This window comes from Geobacillus thermopakistaniensis (assembly GCF_000498995.1).
Taxonomy (GTDB): Bacteria; Bacillota; Bacilli; order Bacillales; family Anoxybacillaceae; genus Geobacillus; species Geobacillus thermoleovorans.
In genome coordinates, this window is the sequence record NZ_AYSF01000038.1 from 17,655 (window position 1) to 39,019 (window position 21,365).

A 21,365-nucleotide genomic window follows, 5' to 3' on the forward strand; every position below is an offset into this window, starting at 1 on the left:
AGCATTGCCCTTTTTCACGAAACTGCTTCCATCCTCCTGCTTATGGCGCTCGCTGTTCAGCTATGAACCGTCCGCTTCTCGCTGATAAGAACGCCGCGTTTTTTCATCTCGTCCATATACACATCCCCCGGAACGATTTGCTCCGGCGGATAGACGCCGCGCTTTGTGATCACCCCACGGCCGATGAGCTGGGCGACAGCGGAAATGGTGTAGGCCGTCGTACGCGCCATCGCCGTCACCTTATTTTCGCGGTCATTGAACGTGACGGTTTCGTATTCCAGCACCGTTTCTTTTCCATCTTTTCTACCGCCGACGATGACCCGAAGCAACACCACATCATCTTTTCCTTTCAAATCAAGCAGCGGCTTCAGGACGGAAAGCAGCACATCGCGCGGCTTGACTCTGCATCCATTGATCTCAACTTCCACATCGTTGCGTGTCAAATTCAAATCGACAAGCAGCTTGCATTTTTCCGCATGGCCGCGGTAGCGGATCGTTTTGTACTCGAGCCGCTTCAAGTTCGGAAACGAGCGCGAGAGCGTCGACGTCCCGCCTGAGGTGTGAAACGCTTCAAGCGGCCCGAACCGGTCGAAATAAATCGGCTCGACTTCCGAAAGGGACGGCACTTCCTGCTTTTGTCCGTTGCGGATGATCAAGGCCGGATCGGTGTAATGGTCAAGCAGCCCCTCGAGCGAAAACACATGGTTGTACTCCAGCGGCGGTTCGGGGCGGACGGGGATGCCGCCAACATACAGCAAGATGGATTCCACCTCATCGAGTTGACTCGCCCCATAGCCGGATAAAATGTTGATCATTCCGGGTGCGACGCCAAGGTCGGGGATGATGGTCACCCCAGCGGCTTGGGCTTGTTCATGCAGCTCAAGCACCCGGTCGGTGATATGGCCGATATGGCCGCCTAAATCGACAGAATGGACGCCAGCTGCAATAGCTGTTTTCGCCACCGTTTCGTTAAACTGGTAAAACAAGGCGTTGACAACCACATCGTGCCCTTTCATGAAAGCCGACAGCTGCCGCTTGTCGCTGGCATCCACCCGCACAGCGGCAAGCTTTTTGGAATGAAGCTGCCGCACCGTCTGCTCCGCCTTGGCCAAATCGACATCCGCCAACGTCACCGCCTCAACATCTTGGCTTTGCACTAAATCGCGTGCTGCTTCTTTGCCCATCAGCCCCGCTCCAAGCACAAGCACTTTCATCGTTCTTTCCCCCTCTGTCACCGATTCTTTGCCATACGCTCACATGACAGCCGCTTTTTTCACATCTTTGCCGCGGCCGCTGCTTCGATTCACGATATATGTTCCACGTTGATCTTCGCTTCTCTTTTGCCGGCCATGTTGCAAGCGACAGCCCGGTTCAATCATCGGTATCGATTTGCGCCCGCTGCAGCTTGCCGCTGAAATCGACATAAATGCTCCGCCATTCGGTGAATACGTCAAGCGCAGCGACGCCGGAGTCGCGGTGGCCGTTGCCCGTCCCTTTCGTGCCGCCAAACGGCAAATGAATTTCCGCTCCCGTTGTGCCGGCGTTGACATACACGATGCCGGTGTCCAAATCGCGCATCGCTCGGAATACATTGTTGACATCGCGTGTGAAAATGGCGCTTGACAGCCCATAATCGACGCTGTTGTTGACGGCGATCGCTTCGTCCAAACTGCGGACGGAAATGATCGACACAACCGGGCCGAAAATTTCTTCGCGGGCGATGCGCATATTCGGCGTGACATCGGTGAAAATCGTCGGCGCGTAATAAAAGCCGCGCGCATAGTCGCCCTCGCGCAATATATAGCCACCCACAAGCAGTTTCGCCCCTTCTTCTACGCCAATGCGCACGTAGCGGTCGATTTTTTGCAGCGCCTCTTCATGGATGACGGGTCCGACTTTGACCGTTTCATCCAACCCGTTGCCGATTTTCAATGTTTTCACGGCTTCAAGCAGACGCCGCTCAAGCTCCTGTTTCACCCGCTCATGGACGATGACCCGGCTGCACGCCGTGCACCGCTGCCCCGACGTGCCGAACGCACTCCAGATGATGCCGTCAACCGCCAATGTCAAATCCGCATCATCCATCACGATGACGGCGTTTTTTCCTCCCATTTCAAGCGACACCTTTTTCAACAGCCGTCCGCATTTTTCCGCAATCATCCGCCCGACTTCATTCGATCCGGTAAATGAGATGACCTTGACATCAGGATGCTCGACGAGCGCATTGCCGACTGTCGGCCCGTCACCGTGGACCACATGAAACACTCCCGGCGGCAAGCCCGCTTCTTCAAAAATGCGGGCTAATTCCTGCGCCATGATCGGTGTCTCGGGCGCTGGCTTCCATACGACCGCATTGCCGGCAACAATGGCCGGAAACGACTTCCAAGTGGCGATGGCAATGGGAAAATTCCATGGCGTGATGATGCCGACCACTCCAACCGGCGTGCGGACGCTCATGGCAAATTTGTCCTTCAGTTCAGACGGCGTCGTATCGCCGAACAACCGCCGTCCTTCTCCCGCCATGTAAAACGCCATATCAATGCCTTCCTGCACTTCGCCGCGCGCTTCCTCAATCACTTTGCCCATTTCCATCGTCAACATCCGGGCCAACTGTTCTTTCCGCTCCTTTAGCAGCATCCCAACTTTATACAAGATTTCCGCGCGTTTCGGCGCCGGCACGAGGGCCCACTGTTTTTGCGCTTCTTTGGCTGCCTGAACCGCTTCATCGATATCGTTTGGCCCGGACATCGCCACCTCGGCAATCGTTTCCCCCGTCGCCGGATTGATCACCGGCGCAAATTGCCCGGTGCTTGGCTCCTTCCATTCTCCATTGATATAGTTTTGGATTTTCACTGTATACTCCCCCCATTTTTCTAGATGATTTAGTGAGATAATTTATACATTGAACGCCGAGCGATGATCGTCAGGACTTCCTCTTGGCCCGCAAGTCTTGGATCGTTGCCGCCACCGAAATGTGGTTCGGGTCGGTCAACACTTCAATCACCGTCGGCTTCTTGGCTTCAAGCGCCAACAGAAGCGCTTCCGTGAACTGTTGTTCCGTCTGCACTTGGAATCCGCAGCTGTTCAAGCATTCTGCCAACCGGGCAAACGACACGCGGCCTAAATCGGTGCCGATGACCCGCCCCGGAAACTGCAATTCTTGATGCATGCGGATGGTGCCGTACATATGATTGTTAAACACAATGCTAATGATCGGAATATCGTATCGAGCGGCCGTTTCCAACTCCTGCACCGTCATCATAAAGCCGCCATCCCCGGATAAAGAAACGACGGTCCGGTCGGGAAAGGCCAGTTTCGCGCCAATGGCAGCCGGCATGCCATATCCCATCGCTCCTGACGTCGGGCCGATGTACGTGTGCCCATCCCCAAACGGGAAAAAGGCGTGAAGCCAACCGGCGAAATTCCCAGCATCGTTCGTAATGACCGCATTTTTCGGCAAATGGCGACCTAAACTCGCCATGACCGCTTCATGGAGAGTTCGTTTTTCAAGCGGCAGCGCGGCCGTTTGTTCGTACCGTTCCCTCCGTTCAGCCGCCCATTCCTGCCAAGACGGCTGCACCGCGATATCGAGCAAACGGGACAGCGCTTCCCGACAGTCAGCCCAAACCGCGATATCCGGTGCATACACTTTTCCGAGCCCATCGCTGTCAATATCGATATGAATCAGCGTCTGCGTTGGAGATAGCAAACGGTAATCTTGCGTCGTCACTTCCGACAGCCGCGTCCCCAACGCAATCACCACATCGGCCTGCTCAGCCGTTTCCATGACCTCTTTCGGCGTCCCTAGGCCTAGGTGGCCGACATAGCACGGATGGTTGTGGGGAAACACATCATGCCTCCGGAACGCCGCCATGACTGGAAGTGCATACTTTTCCGCCCATAAGCGCAGCAGCTGCTCGGCTCCCGACCATTTGACGCCGCCGCCGGCAATCACGAGCGGCCGTTTGGCGCGCTCGAGCCGCTCCTTTATATTCCGTATATCCTCTTGCCTTGGGGCCGGCTTCGGCACATAGGTCTCGGCCATCACTGCTTCCGTTATCGTTTTGGAAAATACATCTTCTGGCAGTGAAACGACGACGGGGCCGGGCCGCCCTGTTTTCGCGGTGCGAAACGCCCGTTGCACCAGCTCTGGCACCCGCTCGGCTTCGCGAATTTCGATCACCCATTTTGCGATCGGACGAAAAAACGCTTCCATATCGACTTCCTGAAATCCTTCACGTCCTAGGAAGCGGCTGTTCACTTGCCCCAAAAACACGACCATCGGAGTGGAATCTTGCCTGGCGGTATGGACGCCGATCGTTAAGTTCGCCCCGCCAACCGCCCTTGTAGCCAGCACGACGCCGCACTTCCGCGACGCTTTCGCATACCCTTCCGCCATAAAGGAAGCACCCCCTTCATGGCGGGCGGAGATGAACTCGATGGATGGCTCATCATAGATGGCATCAAGCAGGGGCAAATAACTTTCCCCCGGCACACCAAACACATAACGGATTTGTTCCTGTTTGAAACATTCGACGATGGCTTGAGCCACCGTGATGTGACGCATCGTTCTCTTCATCGCGCCGATTCCTCCCAATCCACTTGCTTCCATCGTTCAACGGCTTGCTGCAGACGCTCCATCGGCGCTGACAGCGATACGCGGACATATCCTTCCCCTGCGGGTCCAAACGCTGTTCCCGGTGTTACGATGACTCCCGCTTCTTCCAGCAGTTTGGCGGCAAATCGTTCGGACGAGTATCCGTCATAGACCGGGATCCACAAGAAAAAGGTCGCTTTCGGCCGCTGCACGTCGATGCCCAGTTCTCGAAGTCTCTCGACCATCATATTCATGCGTTGTTCATAAATGCGGCTATTTTCTCGAATAAACGTCCGTCCGTTCGTCAAAGCGGCCACCGCCGCCTTCTGGATCGGAATAAACTGGCACGTATCCGTGTTGCTCTTGATCACCGAAAGCGCTCGAATCATGTCCCGGTTTCCGACTACGTATCCGATGCGGCAGCCGGCCATGTTATAGCTTTTGGACAACGATCCAAATTCCACCGCCACTTCCTTTGCCCCGTCCACCTGCAAAATGCTCGGCGCTTGAAAACCGGCAAACGTCACGAACGAGTAGGCCGCATCATGAGCAATGAACATCTGGTGCTGACGGGCAAGTGAAACGGCTTCGGCAAATACATCCAAATCGACAGCGGCGGCCGTCGGATTGCTCGGATAATTGAGAAACATGATTTTCGCTTGGTCATAAACGGACGAGGGAAGCGCATCAAACCGAGGAATATAACCATGTTGCGCATCGAGCGGCAGCGATAGGCCCTGGCCGCGGGCAAAATGGACGGCCGTCCGGTAGACAGGATAGCCCGGATCAGGCACTAAGGCGAGCTCGCCGGGATTGAGAACGGCTTGCAGCAAATGGACGATTCCTTCTTTCGAGCCGATTAACGCCAACACCTCGGTCTCCGGATCGAGCTTGACGCCATATTCCCGTTCATAAAAACGCGCGACCGCTTCCCGATACTCCCTGCAGCCGCCATACGGCGAATACGTATAGTGTTCTGGCGCATCGAGCGCTTCTTTCAACGCTTCGATGACAAAGGAAGGGGGCGGCAAATCGGGGGCGCCGATCCCTAAATCAATGACATCGACCCCGAGCTTTAGCAATTCTTCTTTTTTCTTCTGAAATCGGGAGAACAAATATGGCGGCATCGTCTGCACAATATCGGAAAATGTGTTCAATCCCATCCCTCCTCATGGCCCTTCGTTTCAGTTTATGCGCACGCCCATCACCCTCATGCCCGTCTCACGTTCAAGAAGCAGCCTATCATACCAATGGCTTTCTCACATCAAGACATCATCAAAATCTTTTTTCTCGAAAAGCGGTCGATGCAGGAGAAGTGGTTATTTTTTCACTAAGCTGCTAGAAAAACGCGATCAACCTTCTGAAACCCGGCCCTTTCGCCATAAAAAGAAGCGGCCGGCATCATCCACGGTTCGATGACGCAACTGGCCGCTGTCTATGGAAGCGAAGCGCCGGCGAAGGCGCCGCGATAGACTGCGCAGTTTTCCCCGCATGATCATTCTATGACTAGAAATTTGCACCTTATGCCATTATCATAATCAATCCGAAACGATTTGTAAATATATTTTTTAAAAATTATATATTTTTAAAATAATAAGGAACCGGACCAATTTGCACAACAAACAAGAGGGGCGGTCAACTACCCCCACTTAGCTAACGCTTGAAGTGGGGGCTTGCAACTCCCCAGAAGTGCGAGCGGACTTCGTCCTCCTTCCTTGACTTGGGGTTGCATCAGGGGGCAGGTTGACAACTACCCAACGACGCAGGTCATGCCTGTGTCGTTCCTTCAACGATGTACTCTATTCCTTTTCGTTGAAGGTTCATAGCACCAATGCGGTCATCGTTTGAGGTATATCCGCATGTTCGACAACAAAAGGTGTGTGTACGTTTCTTTCGATTGGCTTTTTCCGTATGACCACACTTTGGACATGTCAAAGAGGTGTAATGCGGAGCAACCACAATCACTTTTGACCCATGCAAACGTGCCTTATACTCTAACATTTGACGGAACTGATAGAAAGCCCACGATACGGTTTCATATCGGTCATGGATACGTACACGTTCTGTTTTTTCACGAATGCCTGTTAAATCTTCTAATACAAAAAGGGTACGTTCTCCATATTGACGAACGAGTGCCTTCGTGACAGCATGGTTCACATCCGTCATCCAACGGTTTTCTCGTTGTCCGATTGTTTTCAACTTCCGACGCGCAGAAGCCGTCCCTTTTTGCTGGAGGGTTTTTCGCATTCGTTTGTACTTGGCACGCATATGCTTGATTTTTCGTCCGTTAAAAAAGATAGTTTTCCCTTGCGAATCATAAGCTACTGCAAGAAAGTTAACCCCTACATCGACACCGACCACTTGGCGAATGTTGTGTTCATCTACGGTTGGAATTGTTTTGGTCATGGGGATGTGCAAAAAGAATTTGTTATGCTTGTAGACGAGTTTGGCTGTGCCAAACGTCCATGAGCCATCAAAATATGGTTCCATGCCTTTTGGTTCGAATGACACTTTGATTCGTCCTTCTAGCGTATTGACAGAAAATAACCCTTGAACAATGGAGTAATCTCGATTCCAAACGAGATCATATTCAGGCTTTTTAAAGCGAACCAATGTCCATTCGTGACCATTGCTTTTTAGGGAGCGGTATCTAGCGATCACCGTTTTAATCACAGATTGCGCCATTTGCGAACGCAAAGCGTAGTTTGATCGAAGTAGACGATAGGTCATGTCGTGTAACTTGGCTTGTGCAAGCACTTTTGTGTCAAAAATCACAACAGACACAGCGTTGCACGCTTGTCGATAAGCGGAAAGGGTGGCTTTCAATACTTCTGCTTGTTCCGCTGTTGGGTAAATTTTTATTTTGGCTGTTAACGTCATGTCCATTTGTCTCACCTCTCTTTCACTAAAAGTGATACAAAAACACAAAAAAAGCGATTCCTCCCCCACTTACTCCCTTTGGTCGTTGAAGTGGGGGTCTCCTCGCCAAAGACGATGAACGTTCGCCCCCCTCCGCTGCTTCGATCAGCACCGAGCGTTTTCCAGCTCATGCTTTTTCCGTTGATCGAACTTCCATATCCTCTCCACCATGCCGAGCATCGCAGCCCGCTTCTTGTCATTGATACAGCGACGACCCTTGCCGAATAAATTGTTGCGCTTTTTCTTTCATCCCCTCCTCTTTGATTTTCCGTTGCAGTTCATGTGAAATGTTCATGGAACAAAATTTCGGCCCGCACATCGAACAAAAATGGGCCGTTTTCGCCGCCTCAGCCGGCAATGTTTCATCATGATACTCGCGGGCCCGTTCCGGATCGAGGGATAAATTGAACTGATCGTTCCAACGAAATTCAAAGCGCGCTTTCGAGAGCGCGTCGTCACGCTGCTGAGCGGCTGGATGCCCTTTTGCCAGATCAGCCGCATGGGCGGCGATTTTATAGGCCACGACCCCGGCGCGTACGTCCTCTTTATTCGGCAACCCTAAATGTTCTTTGGGCGTTACGTAACAAAGCATCGCCGTTCCATAAGCGCCAATGATGGCGGCGCCAATCGCTGACGTAATATGGTCATACCCGGGCGCGATGTCGGTGACAAGCGGCCCTAACGTATAAAACGGCGCTCCATGACAAATTTCCTGTTCCCGCTCGACATTTTCGCGAATTTTATGCATCGGAATGTGCCCCGGCCCTTCGATCATCACCTGCACATCATGCTTCCAGGCGATTTTCGTCAGCTCGCCGAGCGTCTTGAGTTCCGCAAACTGCGCCTCATCGTTCGCATCGGCGATGGAGCCGGGGCGCAAGCCGTCGCCAAGGGAGATCGCGACATCGTATTGTTTCAAAATCTCGCAGATTTCTTCAAAATGCGTATACAAAAAGTTTTCTTCATGGTGGGCCAAACACCATTGGGCGATGATCGAGCCGCCGCGCGAGACAATTCCGGTCGTCCGGTTGGCGGTGAGCGGAATGTAATGAAGCCGCACACCGGCGTGGATCGTCATGTAGTCGACTCCTTGTTCAGCCTGCTCGATGAGCGTCTCGCGGTACACGTCCCATGTCAGCTTCTCCGGCACCCCTCCTACCTTTTCGAGCGCCTGATAAATCGGCACCGTTCCCACGGGGACCGGCGAATTGCGGATGATGTACTCGCGCGTTTCATGAATGTGTTTGCCGGTCGATAAATCCATGACCGTATCGGCGCCCCAACGCACTGCCCAAAGCAATTTTTCCACTTCGTCTTCAATCGATGAAGAAACAGCCGAGTTGCCGATATTGGCATTAATTTTCACATGGAAACGACGTCCGATGATCATCGGTTCGCTCTCTGGATGGTTAATATTGGCCGGAATAATGGCCCGACCAGCGGCGACTTCTTGGCGGACAATTTCTGGATCGATTTGTTCACGAATCGCGACAAACTCCATTTCTGGCGTAATGATCCCCCGTTTGGCGTAATGCATTTGTGTCACTGTTTTTCCGGGCTTTGCCCTCAATGGACGGCGCACAAACGGAAGCGAACGTTGGATCGCAACAGAAGACCGCTCCATTTCCTCCACATCGCCGCGCTCGACAATCCAGCGGCGACGAAGAGGAGGCAAGCCTTTCTCCACGTCCGGTTCAAAATCGGGATCCGTATACGGGCCCGTCGTATCGTAGACACGCACCGGTTTGTTTTCCACCATTCCTTGCGGCGTTTTCGTTGGCGATAAAGCAATTTCTCTCATCGGCACGCGCACATCCGGGCGCGACCCTTCGATGTACACTTTGCGGCTTTCCGGAAACGACATAAACGAGCGGATGTTTTCCATGCGTGGCTTCCCCTTTCAACATAAAATGATGAAAAATCAGATCTGAAGCCACACCGTCTGAAGCGGGGCAAACACGAGAATAGGCGATGGCGGCCGATTCAAAATAAAAACAGGTTCCGACACCGGAACCTGATCGAAGGCAAAAGGCCAAATGAACAAGACACGTCCATCTGTTCCCGCTGCCTGCTTCCCTACGCTGGCATGACCCAGATCAGGTTCAAAGGGTCAAAGAACTTCATCGCGTTCTTTTCTCAGCCCGGCTCTCGGACTCCCCTAGCAGATAAGCGTATCACAATGATGACTGACTTTTTTTATTCTATCAGGCAATTGGCAAAGATGCAAACCATTTTATTCCAAACGTTGACTCCCACACGTCGTTTGAAAGCCCCTCTTTCTCGAAGAAAGCGTCCTTTTCCTCACTCACACAGAAAATTTCTTCAGCATTGCCCGCATCTCGTCCGCCATCTGACCGAGCGATGTCGACGAAGAGGCGATTTCCTCGACGGAAGCCATTTGTTCCTGGGTCGCTGCCGATACGTTGGCCGCACCAGACGCTGACTGTTCGACAATATTGGTCATCTGTTGGAGTGCGTCGTTCACTTGACGAGCATGCTCCGTCATTTGCTCGATGGCGGACGATACTTGTCCAATTTGTTTGCTCACTTGGCCGACCTCCTCGCGGATATGGGCAAATGATTGGCCGCATGCCGCCGCAACGTTCAATCCTTTCGCCACTTCGGCGATCACCTGTTCGGCAGACGCAACTGCCCGCTTCGTTTCTTCTTGAATGTAACCGATCAGCTCGGAAATTTGTTGCGCTGAGCGCGCTGATTGTTCTGCGAGCTTCCTCACTTCGTCCGCGACAACCGCAAACCCTTTCCCTTGCTCGCCGGCGCGCGCCGCTTCGATCGCCGCATTGAGCGCCAACAAATTCGTCTGCGACGCAATGCCGGTGATCGCTTCCGTAATCTGTCCAATCTCGTTGGAGCGCTCCCCAAGCCCTTTCACCACCTGGCCGAGCGTTTGCACATGATCGTAAATGAACTGCATTTGCTCGGACATTTGTCCGATGGACTGCTTGCCGTCCTCTGCTTTCGCCGACGTTTTCTCGGCGCGGTGCGCCACATCTTTCGTATGGCAAGCGACGTCACTCAATGTTTGGGAAATATCATGCACGGACGCGGCGGTGGTGCGGACAGCATCAGCCTGCTCCTCCGCACTTGCCGCAAGCGTTTCCATCGTTGTCGCAATTTGCTCTGTCGCTTTCGTCGTCTGTTCGGCGACAGCGGCAAGCTGCTGAGAATATTGCGCTACTTCTTCGGCATGATGTTGGATTTGCCCCATCACACTTTGCCAAGCGTCTGCCATATCGTTTAACGACGCCGCAATCGGCCGCAGCTGCTGCACGCGATCAAGCGGTATGCGCACCGTCAAATCTCCGCCTGTCATCTTGCCTAAATGTTCGTTAATAACGGCAATCGGGGCAACAAACCGTCGATAGTTGAGCGTTGCCGAAACGAAGCCGAGCATCGCGCCAAACAGCACCGTAGCAACAAGCGTCCACCAAAATGCCGCCCCGCGAATGCCGTTGACCAGGCATGTGGCCATGCCGATCGCCGCTGTGCCAGGAATGACAACGAACATTGTGCGAATGATATAAGCGCTTAACGACAATCCATTCTCCTCCTTTTTTCTATCATCAAAAAACTTTATACTACTACTATAGCATTGACATATTCGTCAACGTGCATTGGTTTTCCTTCTTTAGCGCCCAACCGGACATCCTTTATATGACAGGAGTTCATCAAAAGTATCAGAAAACGTTATTATACCAAGGTTTTAGCCCCTCTTCGAATCTTCATTTATTGAGTGAAAAGCAAAAAACGTTATATTTATTCAGTGTTCTCAGCAGTTTGGACACGTTTTTACCACAGATTCATGTAAAAATTCTATTGCCAGTAAAAAGGGATTGTATTAAAATAGTAATTGTGTTATAAATATTCATTTACTAGATCAATAAAATGGAGGATCATCCATGAATAAAAAGAAGATGATTGGCGGGGCACTTGCCTTCAGTTTATTGGCATTCTCCCCTTGGACGGCCGCGCAAGCTGAGCCGATCAAATGGACGAACGTCAATGCGTTTGAAGAACAAAACGGGAGCTTATTCAACCAAGAAAACTATGACTTTGTCAAGTTTTCGCAAATCGGCGCCAAACTGAAAGAAATCGAGAAACAGTCGAACCGCGTCAAAGTGGAAGTAAGAGGAACATCAGCGAACGGCTACCCGCTTTATGTCGTCACAATTGCCGATCCGTCGACGCGCGGCAAATTCGGCAAAATTCAGGCGCTCCGCAAACAAATGTTCAAAAACCCGGGCAAAGCGCAGGAATGGGTGGCAAACAACGAAGACTTCAAAGTCCCGATTATGATCAACGGTTCGATCCATGGAACCGAATTTGTCGGCACTGACGCAATTCTTCAGCTGATCGAGCGGTTTGCAACACAAAACGATGACGCAACAAAGCAGATTTTAGCGAACACCGTCCTCATTTTTAACGTCGTGCAAAACCCGGACGGGCGCGTGCAGGCGACACGGTTTAACGGTGCGGGAATCGACTTGAACCGCGACTTCATCACCCAATCGCAACCGGAAACACGGGAAACGGTAGAATTAATTAAAGAATGGAATCCGATGGTGTTTCTTGATACGCACGGATATGTCAAAAACTATGCGCCCAACAAACAAGGATTGATTGAACCGTGCACACCCCCGCACAATCCAAACTATGAATACGATTTATACATCAAATGGGCGCTCGAGCAAGCGAAAGCGATGGAAGCGGAAATTCTAGCCGACAAAGCATCTTATCAAGGTGAACTGTACAAATCGATGGAAGGCGTCTATATCCCGTACCGGGACGATACAGCCGGCTGGGATGACTATCCGCCGATTTTCACGCCAATGTACGCCATGTACCACGGCGCGTACGGCCATACGCTCGAAGCACCGACCAACGACTGGGACGGCGTGCGCTGGCAATATAACGCCATTATGGGCGCGTTGAAATTCGCCGTTGAACATAAACAAGAAATGATCGCCGACCAGATTGAAATGTTTAAACGCGGGATTACGTTCAGCCATCCGCATCATCCGCAAGGCTTTTTCCCGAACGCCTATCTTTTGCCGGTCGATGAAACTGATCCGACCGCCACGTTAAAAGCGGTGGAACATCTGCTCCGCAATGACATTGAAGTGAAGCAGGCGGCGCAGCCGTTTACCGTAGGCGGGACAACGTACCCGAAAGGAACGTACATCGTTCCAATGGATCAGGCGAAAGCCGGCTTAGCCAACACGATGCTTTGGGACGGCGAAGACATTACGGACGATACGCCGGCGATGTATGACATCTCAGCATGGAGCTTGCCGGAATTATGGGGATTTGCGGCTATCCCTGTTAACGAGGAAGTGAACGTTCCGACGACAAACGTAGGAAACGTCCAAGTGCAAGGGTCATTAACCGGGAAAGGCCCGTACCTCATTCCGAACAGCTCGGTCAGCGCCGTCCGCTTAGTGAATACGCTGTTGCAACAAGGCGTTGCGGTCAAACGCGATGAGCGTGGAAACTTCTATGTGGGAGCGCCGGCCAACCGCATTTCAGCAGCTGTGAAAGAATCGGGGCTGCATATTTCCACCGCCGCTGTTCCGGCTGATGCCGAACCGATTACAAGCGTCCGTGTCGCCTTGTTGAAAGACGGGGGGATGAATAAGCAGCAATCACATTCCGGTACGAAGCTGGCGTTGCAGCGTCTAGGCTTCCAAGTGGCCGAATTGACGCCTGTCGAAGTGGCGACGAACGGGCTTAATGGATTTGACGTCTTTATTTACAGCGGCACGGAAAATTTGATTTCTCTCAAATTGAGTGCTGCTAATAAAGAGTTTGGCTTGCAAAATGAAGAGCAGTACAATGCCTTTAAGGCAAACGTCACCGCGTTTGTCCAAAATGGCGGCAAATACATCGCTGTTGGCGCTGGGGCATCAAGGGCAACCAAAACACTCGGTCTCACCGACGATACAATTAACGTTGGGGGCTCGAACAGCAACGGCATCGTCCGTGTCGACTACAGCGGCACAGGGACGACAGCCGGCTACGGACAGAACGACATCGGCTTTGTGTATCGTCCGGTATGGTATACGAATACGGACAATGATATCGTCGAAGCGACATTTATAAACGATCCGGGCTTCTTCGTCGCCGGGCATTGGAAAAACCGCGATGCCGCCCAAGGGGCTGCTGTCATTGTCCGCGAACGAAACGCCGACGTCACGTTGATCGGGCTCGAAGCTGGATTCCGGGACCATACCGACTACCTATTCCGCCTGATGGCGAACGCCATTTGGGGAAACTAATGAATCAAAAGCGGGGGCTCCGACAATGGAGTTCCCGTTTTTGATTTGTCGCCCCGCTTTAGAGAGTTAGAGAAAAACCNTGGATTCCGGGACCATACCGACTACCTATTCCGCCTGATGGCGAACGCCATTTGGGGAAACTAATGAATCAAAAGCGGGGGCTCCGACAATGGAGTTCCCGTTTTTGATTTGTCGCCCCGCTTTAGAGAGTTAGAGAAAAACCGCATTTTCTTTAAAATGGTTGATTCATGAACGCGTGGAAAGGCTGTTGATTCATTAGCGAAAGTCCCACACCGGAACATTTTTTTCTTAAATTACCAGTCTCTTAGGCGGAACCTCTATATTCTCCCTCCCATCAATCGAACTAGTCAGTTTTTCTTACTCTCCTCCCTATCTCTTAGACGGAAAGACTATTTTTTAATTCCTTATTGAAAATGATAATCATTTATATTATGATATTTAACGAAATTGATAATCGTTATCAAATGGAGGGATCCGATTGAATTCGTCCATCCTCTTTCTCACTGAGGAAGAAGAAACATATCGATATTTGCAAACGGTCGATCCATCGTTGGCTGGTTTGTTTTTGGCCACCTTGCCGAACAGCCGTCAACGCATAGCCAACCGACTGCTGCAGGCGCTTATTCGCGAACAGCTCCTCAGCCCAGATCGCGTTGTTTGGGAACAAACCGGCCACAAATTGGAGCTTTCCATCCTACTCTCTATGAAGAAACAAATCACAGCGGCGGTAATGGAACAGTTTTCCTTAGGGCAGTTTACCGTTGCGCGCCTTTGGCTGCTTGATCAGAAGGAGCGAAAGTCTCTCTCCTCTCCCTTGGAGCTGCTCGAGCTGCTTCAACGCGAAGGGCTCATCAGTTGTGCACCAAATTGGGACGAGTTTTGCGCCGAAATCGCCAACAGCGTGATCAACGACGCGCTTGCCCAAGCCGCGGCCGAGCGGCGCCGCTGTCGATGGCGCGATACATATGGAGCAACGTACTCGTCTTCGCTCGAGTGGGTGCGTGCCCAGCCGCGGCCGTTCAGCCCTCTCACCTTTTACGAACAAACGGTCATTGACGGGCATACACTGCACCCGTGCGCCAAAACGCGGCTCGGCTTCAGCGTCCAAGACATGATCGACTATTCGCCGGAATGGGAAGCGAAAGTCGCTCTCCCCTTGCTGGCGGTGCGTCGCAGCCATTGCCGTTTCGTTTCCTTTTCCTATGGACGGATGGCAGATTGGGTTTACGAACAAGATAAAACGTTGCAGTCCGTTGTGCAAAACACGTTGCGGGCATACGGCCTGTCTGAATGCGAATACGACGTCATCCCTGTCCATCCATGGCAATGGAAACACGTCATCCAACAGCGTTTTCAAAACGAACTGGCCGCACAAACAATCGTTCCGATCGATGGCGGCGTACTGCCTGCTTATCCGCTCGTTTCCGTGCGGACGTTCATGATCCCCGGCGCTTCCGGTGATCATTTGAAAACTCCGATCAATGTGCAAATGACGAGCGCCATCCGCACTGTATCTCCGGCGGCAGCGGCCAACGGACCACGCTTATCGCTTTGGCTGAACGATGTGCTCGTCAAAGAGCGGCTTGCTCCCCGCTTTCGGGTCGTCAGCGAAACAGCGGGCATCTCTTTCTCGCCGCAAGGTCGGACAGACAACGAGGATGCCGCTCTTGCCAAACAGCTCTCGGCCATCGTCCGAACCAATCCGGAGCGCGATTTGGCGGAAGGGGATATCATGATGCCAGCCGTGACGCTCCTTGCCCCTTCCTTCCTGAGCGGCAAACCGGTGGCAGCTGAGCTCGTTGAGGAATATGCAGCCAATCAGGGGGCAAGCTCCGTGCGCGAGGCGGCTGTATGGTTTTTCCGGCAGTATGCGGAAATGCTCGTTCCGCCGTTGCTCTTGCTTTTATGCAAGTACGGAATCAGCTTGGAAGCTCACTTGCAAAATAGCCTTCCTGTCTTTCGCTCCGGCGCGCCCCAGTCAATGCACGTTCGCGACTTGGGAGGAATCCGCCTTCATTGCGGCCGCTTCGGTCGCCATCGCTATCCGCTTGACGAGCTCGCGCCTTCAAGCATCGTGACAGCAGATCTTAACGAGTTGCGGCATACGTTCACCCATGCCGTCATTCACAACCATCTTGGCGAGCTGATCGCCTGCCTCTCCCGCACGTTCTCTATCGACGAGACACTTCTTTGGCAGGCCACAGCGGATGTAATGGAGAATGCATTTGCCGCGTTGACCCGTGACAGTGAAACAGAAGAACAGGCAAGGCAAGATCGGGACGCGCTCTTTTCCCCGGTGCTGCCGATGAAAGCACTTGTCGCTATGCGCTTAACCAATGATCTTCGCAACCGATTCATTGAAACAGCTAATCCGCTGGCCAAATGGAAAAGGGAGGAATGGGAACGATGAACACGCGTTTATCCCTCCGGACAGCTGATATCATCCTTTATCCATACGAACAAGAATGCGTCGAGTTCATCCAAAAACGATTTCCTGAACGTCTCTCCGCTTATGTCCGCCATGTCATGCGGGCACGGACGACGATCTTGCAACGAACCGCAGCTGCGTTGCTGCGGGAGGACGTATTCGGTCTATACTCCCGTTCCTACAATTTGCAAGTGATCGGCTCAGTGTATATCACGAACTGGCGCGGGCTGACGCCGGAATGGGAAGCGGTCGTCCGCCAGCTGCCGGCCGCCAACTTGCAGGAAGGGATCATGTATAAATTGTTCCCCGTTGCCCCCGGCCAATGTTTGCTGATCCCGATCCGCGGCGAATCCGCTTTCCGCCAATGCGACATCGGCGAGGAGGTCGTTTGGATCGGCGAAGGCATCCAAACGGTGCGGGACGCCCTTACCTTCCTTTCGTTGCTAACGCCGCTCATCAAAGCGGCCGGCGAGGAACAAGCATGGGCGCAGCTGGCGAAAGAATTGGAAAACGGAACCTCCAACTTGGCGTTGGCTTATTGGCATTTTGAAAAGGAATGCCAAACGATGCGGAAGGAAGCGGACAACTTGTTCACCTATATCGAACAACGACAAAGCGATCCATCGTTTTGCCCGGCGCTGTTTTTCGAGCAGCTTTGCATTGAAGGGCATCATCTTCATCCAGGCGCCAAAACGAAACTGCCGATGTCCCCTAAAGACGTATTTGCTTACTCGGCTGAGTTTGGCGGTCAACCGCAGCTGCGGATCGTCGCCGTCCGACGCAATTTGTGCGATTTCCACTTTGACGGATACGAGGATCCGAACACATTCCTGCTCGACCATTTTCCGTCGCTGCGCGGCCCGGTTGAAGAATGCTTCCAGCAAACCAAAAAGAAGCTAGAAGACTATGTGCTCGTGCCTGTCCATCCTTGGCAATACGAACATGTCATTCCTAACGTCTATCGTGCGGAATTGCGCGACGGCCGCCTTTGGCTGATCGAAGGAGCGGTGATCCCAACGCAGGCGACCGCCTCGTTCCGAACCGTTTTGGCGAAAGAAGCACCGCTGTATATAAAGACTGCCGTCCATAGTCAAATGACCTCGACGGTCAGGTCCATTTCCCCCCAGTCAGCCAACAACGGCGCAACATACAGCCGGCTGCTTCGCGCCATTTTGGAAAGAGAGAGGGACTTGTCCGCTATCTTTCTTCCTGTTTGTGAAATCGGCGGCTGCTCGTTTCGCTCTGAAGATCCAAATAAAGCACGGAACTTATCGGTCATTTATCGGGAAGGGCTGGATCGCTTTGTCGATGAAGGGGAAATCGCCATTGCCGGCACCGCTTTATACGCCTCGTCACCATTCAGCGGCCGGCCGATTATCAACGATATTATTGAAGCATATGCCAAGGGAATCGGCCGTCCATCATCTCAAGAAACGGCGCTTTCCTTTCTTCGCGAATACGTCGGCATCGCCGTCCGTGGCTTTCTAACGTTGCTCGTCAAGTACGGTATTGGCCTGGAAGGACACTTGCAAAATACCGTTCCCGTTTTCCGGCAAGGGAAACCGATGAAATTGCTGTTCCGCGACTGGGGAGGCATCCGTTTGTACCGGCCGCGCCTTGAGCGCCAAGGGTTCAATATCGATGTCCGTCCCGATTCAATCACGATTACGGATGATTTGCGAGAAGCGCAAAACAAAGTGTTTTATACAGTCTTTCAAAATCAGCTTGGCGAAATCATCCGTCATATCAGCCGCCAGTGGGGCATTGCCGAGGAACAATGCTGGATATGCGTCCGCCGCCAATGTGATGAGGTGTTTGCCAAATTGGCCAAAGACCCAAACCTAAAACGAGCAGTAGACGAAGACCGCCAAGCCTTATACCGGCCGCACATCGAGCATAAGGCGCTGGCAAAAATGCGGCTGCAGCCAGAAGCGAAAACGTATTGTTTCGTTTCCGTTCCCAATCCGTTAGCAACGAGTCGATAAGGGGGAGTTGACATGCTTCTTACATCGAAAAAACCATCCCCCTCTTTTGCGCTATTTTGGCGCCCGTTCCGGATTTATTGGAGCGGAACGTTGCCGGCGCGCATCGGGGAGTGGGCTGATTTCGTCATCCTAAACTGGGCTGTGTTGCAGCTTTCCCGCTCGTCGCTCGATCTAGGCGTTCTCAACGTCTGCCGGCTGTTGCCGATCTTTCTATTCAGTTGGCTCGGCGGCGTGCTCGCCGACCGCCTGTCCCGGCGCCAAGTGCTTGCTGCCTCCTTGCTGGGCATGGCAGGTTTTACTTTGGTGATTGCTTGGTTGCTGCGCGAGCCGTCTTCATTAATTTGGCTGTTTGCCGCTGTCTTTGTCCGTTCGATCTTTATGGCCATGGAAACGACAGCGCGCAACGCCTATATCGCAGACCTTGTTCCAATCGAGGCGCTCTCCAGCGCCATTTCGTTGCATACCGCCGCTCTTCACATCGGGAAAATCATCGGCCCGGCAGCGGCCGGATGGGGGCTCTCTTCACTCGGCGGCGTTTCACTGCTTATCGTCTACAGCACGATGCTCGTTATCGCAGCTTTTGCTGTATTGTCATTAGAAGAGAGCCGCCCCCGCCGTCCAGCTGCGCGTCCAACAGACGGCAGCAAAGGGGAGGCGATCCGTTACATCAAGCGCACCCCGCTCGTTCGGGGGCTGCTTCTTCTTTCAATCATCCCGATGACGTTTGGCTTTGCCTATTCGGCGGTCACCCCTCTTCTTGTTGACGCGTTGGCCAACGGCGATGCCGGGGATTTCGCCGTGTTGCTCTCCGTCTCATCCGCCGGGGCATTGCTCGGCACGATCTGGCTTTCCTTCCGGCCGGTCGAGGCGATCGGCAAATGGCTCATCGTCTCTTTGCTCGCTTTTTCTCTATCGTTGCTTCTATGGATCGTCTTATTTGAACATTGGCTGCTTTGCTTAGCCGCCATGGCACTGGCCGGGTTGACCGGGCAGCTATACCGGACGTTATGCCGCCTGGCCATCCAGCTGGTCGTTCCGGATCGGTTGCGCGGACGGGTCATGAGCATCGCTTTAATGGACCGCGGCTTCATCCCGCTAGGCACCCTTTTGCTTACGACTCTTGCCGAGTATGTTGGAGCGAAAATCGCTGGCTATGCGATGGGATGGCTCTGCCTTCTTTGCGCCCTTGCCTTTTGGCGGCGAAAAGAACTATGGAACATCTCTACAGGAGGACGAATATGGAACGATTGAACACCGTCATTCAAGCCATTATAGAACGCAAGGCAAAACAGCAGGGCCCACTTTGCGCCTATGTATATGACTTAGACAACCTCCGCGTCCATACAGCAAGCTTGTCCGCCTCGCTTCCTCCTTCCGTCCGGCTCTTTTACGCCGTGAAAGCGAACGCGGATGAGCGCATCTTGAAAACAGTCGCGCCGTATGTCACCGGTTTTGAAGTCGCCTCAGGCGGCGAGCTGCAAAAAGTCCGCCGCCTGTTTGCCGATTCTCCAGTCATTTTCGGCGGTCCGGGAAAAACAGATGAGGAGCTGGCCGCGGCGATTGAGGAACGTGTTGCTCTCATTCATGTCGAAAGCGTATGGGAATTGCAGCGGCTGAATTGGATCGCCGCCAGGAGGCAAACAACCGTGCGTGTACTCCTGCGGGTCAATTTGCGGCAAGCCGCCTCAGGCGCCACATTGCATATGGCGGGAAAACCGACCCAATTTGGCATCGACGAACAACATATCGCCGAAGCGATCCATACGGCATTGACTCTTCCGTCTATTGATCTGCAAGGATTCCATTTTCATTCGATGTCCAATCATACCGACGAGCAGGCCCATCTTTCTTTTATCGAAACGTGCCTGTCATTTGTCGCGCAAGCGGAAACGACGTACGGGCGGCGGTTTTCGGTCGTTAACGTCGGAGGCGGAGTCGGCGTGCATTACAACGAACCGGACCGGCAATTTCGTTGGAATTGGTTTTCCAAAGAGCTGAACCTGTTGCTGCGCCGTCAAGCCCCCCCTCATTGGACAGTCATTTTCGAGCTCGGCCGCTTTATTGCCGCCCATAATGGGTATTACGCCGCCGAGGTGCTCGACCTGAAAACCAATTACGGAACGCATTTTGCGATTATTCGCGGCGGCACCCACCATCTTCGGCTGCCGGCAGCCTGGAAAATGAACCATCCCTTTCTCGTCATTCCTATTGATGAGTGGCCATACCCCTTTAACCGCCCATCTTTACATAACCAGCGGGTGACGTTAGCTGGCGAATTGTGCACGCCAAACGACATATTGGCTCGGGATGTGCCTTGCGCCCGCCTTCGCGTTGGCGACATCGTATTGTTCCGCTGCGCCGGCGCCTACGGCTGGGACATTTCTCATCATGATTTTTTAAGCCATCCGCATCCGGAATTTATTTACCTCGAATCGTCGATGTAAAAACAGCGGGCCTCCACTCGGAAGCCCGCCTTTTTCCATTGTTTACACCGTCGGTTTTTCCGTTGTCACATACGTCCCAGCGATAAAATCGTGAATCGACCGTTTGTCTTCTCTTGCAGCTACCATAATCGCACTAATAATGAGACCAATGCCAAACGTGATAAAGTATACGAGTCCGCCAACGAACGAGCGCAAAAACATCGTGCCGACCCCAACTTTTCCGCCGTTGACTTTCGCAATCCGGATGCCAAGCATCCGCTTGCCGACCGTATATCCGTACCAAACAGCCGGAACGATTAACGCGTAAAGGATGTTCGCTAATGACGTAAACCAGTTCGTTTCCCAACTGCCAGTGATGAAATAGCCGATGATCGAAATCGGAATGCCAACGACAATCGCATCCAACAAGTTAGCCAACAGCCGCTTCCAAAATCCAGCCGGATTCGTCACCGCCATATGTCTTCCCTCCTGTTGCCTTTTCTATATTGTATTCGCAATCAACAGCGTAATTGTCTTTATTTTAACCTGAATTGTGGAAAGGAATCTATACTATAGTTTGGTGTTTGCCGCCATTATTGGGCGGCAGGAGTGAATGCGTCTTTTCACGATTCGTAAAAAAGATAGCCCAAAAGGCCATTTTTGCAACCGAGACACAGTTGGCTGCCGTGCCGTTTC

Annotated in this window: 13 protein-coding genes and 1 riboswitch; of the genes, 5 read left to right on the top strand and 8 right to left on the bottom strand. The window is 52.7% G+C overall.

Annotated elements, in window-relative coordinates:
• Positions 1-56: 56 nt before the first annotated feature.
• The 7 genes from T260_RS131730 to T260_RS131700 all read right to left on the bottom strand — a co-directional run bounded on the left by T260_RS131730 (position 57) and on the right by T260_RS131700 (position 11,075).
• On the bottom strand, positions 57-1,214 hold the full coding sequence (locus tag T260_RS131730) for a saccharopine dehydrogenase family protein (protein WP_023633779.1): 1,158 nt from the start codon (positions 1,212-1,214) through the stop codon (positions 57-59).
• 157 nt (positions 1,215-1,371) lie between these two features.
• The gene (locus T260_RS131725) at positions 1,372-2,853 is read right to left on the bottom strand and encodes an aldehyde dehydrogenase family protein (protein ID WP_023633780.1); all 1,482 of its coding nucleotides are present in this window, start codon (positions 2,851-2,853) and stop codon (positions 1,372-1,374) included.
• Between the two features lie 70 nt (positions 2,854-2,923).
• On the bottom strand, positions 2,924-4,579 hold the full coding sequence (locus T260_RS131720) for a thiamine pyrophosphate-binding protein (RefSeq protein WP_023633781.1): 1,656 nt from the start codon (positions 4,577-4,579) through the stop codon (positions 2,924-2,926).
• Positions 4,576-5,754: an aminotransferase class I/II-fold pyridoxal phosphate-dependent enzyme gene (locus T260_RS131715; RefSeq protein ID WP_128738860.1), complete on the bottom strand. Its 1,179-nt coding sequence runs from the start codon at positions 5,752-5,754 to the stop codon at positions 4,576-4,578. Before T260_RS131715 ends, T260_RS131720 begins: the two co-directional genes overlap by 4 nt.
• 610 nt (positions 5,755-6,364) lie before the next feature.
• Positions 6,365-7,483, bottom strand: a complete 1,119-nt coding sequence (locus tag T260_RS131710; protein WP_011229875.1) for an RNA-guided endonuclease InsQ/TnpB family protein — start codon at positions 7,481-7,483, stop codon at positions 6,365-6,367.
• A gap of 229 nt (positions 7,484-7,712) precedes the next feature.
• On the bottom strand, positions 7,713-9,401 hold the full coding sequence (thiC, locus tag T260_RS131705) for a phosphomethylpyrimidine synthase ThiC (protein WP_011229874.1): 1,689 nt from the start codon (positions 9,399-9,401) through the stop codon (positions 7,713-7,715).
• Between the two features lie 171 nt (positions 9,402-9,572).
• Positions 9,573-9,686, bottom strand: a riboswitch (TPP riboswitch).
• A 135-nt stretch (positions 9,687-9,821) separates the two neighbouring features.
• Positions 9,822-11,075, bottom strand: coding sequence for a methyl-accepting chemotaxis protein (locus T260_RS131700; protein ID WP_023633783.1), 1,254 nt, complete (start codon positions 11,073-11,075; stop codon positions 9,822-9,824).
• Between the two features lie 361 nt (positions 11,076-11,436).
• On the opposite strand from T260_RS131700, the gene T260_RS131695 reads away from it, so the two are divergent.
• From T260_RS131695 to T260_RS131675, 5 genes are all read left to right on the top strand, one after another.
• Positions 11,437-13,812, top strand: a complete 2,376-nt coding sequence (locus T260_RS131695) for a M14 family zinc carboxypeptidase (protein WP_023633784.1) — start codon at positions 11,437-11,439, stop codon at positions 13,810-13,812.
• Between the two features lie 499 nt (positions 13,813-14,311).
• Positions 14,312-16,243, top strand: coding sequence for an IucA/IucC family protein (locus T260_RS131690; protein ID WP_023633785.1), 1,932 nt, complete (start codon positions 14,312-14,314; stop codon positions 16,241-16,243).
• A complete protein-coding gene (locus T260_RS131685; RefSeq protein ID WP_023633786.1) occupies positions 16,240-18,246 on the top strand; it encodes an IucA/IucC family protein in 2,007 nt (668 codons plus the stop codon). The genes T260_RS131690 and T260_RS131685 overlap by 4 nt, the downstream gene beginning before the upstream one ends.
• A gap of 12 nt (positions 18,247-18,258) precedes the next feature.
• Positions 18,259-19,497, top strand: a complete 1,239-nt coding sequence (locus tag T260_RS131680) for an MFS transporter (protein WP_013144228.1) — start codon at positions 18,259-18,261, stop codon at positions 19,495-19,497.
• A complete protein-coding gene (locus T260_RS131675) occupies positions 19,485-20,690 on the top strand; it encodes a type III PLP-dependent enzyme (RefSeq protein WP_023633787.1) in 1,206 nt (401 codons plus the stop codon). Before T260_RS131680 ends, T260_RS131675 begins: the two co-directional genes overlap by 13 nt.
• Positions 20,691-20,732: 42 nt before the next feature.
• On the opposite strand, the gene T260_RS131670 is transcribed toward T260_RS131675, so the two are convergent.
• Positions 20,733-21,146, bottom strand: a complete 414-nt coding sequence (locus T260_RS131670) for an RDD family protein (RefSeq protein WP_011229872.1) — start codon at positions 21,144-21,146, stop codon at positions 20,733-20,735.
• Between the last annotated feature and the right edge of the window lie 219 nt (positions 21,147-21,365).

Bases quoted from the DNA above. Each gene is read 5' to 3' on its own strand.
- T260_RS131720 (WP_023633781.1), bottom strand. From the start codon at position 4,579: ATGAAGAGAACGATGCGTCACATCACGGTGGCTCAAGCCATCGTCGAA.
- T260_RS131685 (WP_023633786.1), top strand. From the start codon at position 16,240: ATGAACACGCGTTTATCCCTCCGGACAGCTGATATCATCCTTTATCCA.
- T260_RS131695 (WP_023633784.1), top strand. From the start codon at position 11,437: ATGAATAAAAAGAAGATGATTGGCGGGGCACTTGCCTTCAGTTTATTG.
- T260_RS131730 (WP_023633779.1), bottom strand. From the start codon at position 1,214: ATGAAAGTGCTTGTGCTTGGAGCGGGGCTGATGGGCAAAGAAGCAGCA.
- thiC (WP_011229874.1), bottom strand. From the start codon at position 9,401: ATGGAAAACATCCGCTCGTTTATGTCGTTTCCGGAAAGCCGCAAAGTG.
- T260_RS131710 (WP_011229875.1), bottom strand. From the start codon at position 7,483: ATGGACATGACGTTAACAGCCAAAATAAAAATTTACCCAACAGCGGAA.
- T260_RS131675 (WP_023633787.1), top strand. From the start codon at position 19,485: ATGGAACGATTGAACACCGTCATTCAAGCCATTATAGAACGCAAGGCA.
- T260_RS131680 (WP_013144228.1), top strand. From the start codon at position 18,259: ATGCTTCTTACATCGAAAAAACCATCCCCCTCTTTTGCGCTATTTTGG.
- T260_RS131670 (WP_011229872.1), bottom strand. From the start codon at position 21,146: ATGGCGGTGACGAATCCGGCTGGATTTTGGAAGCGGCTGTTGGCTAAC.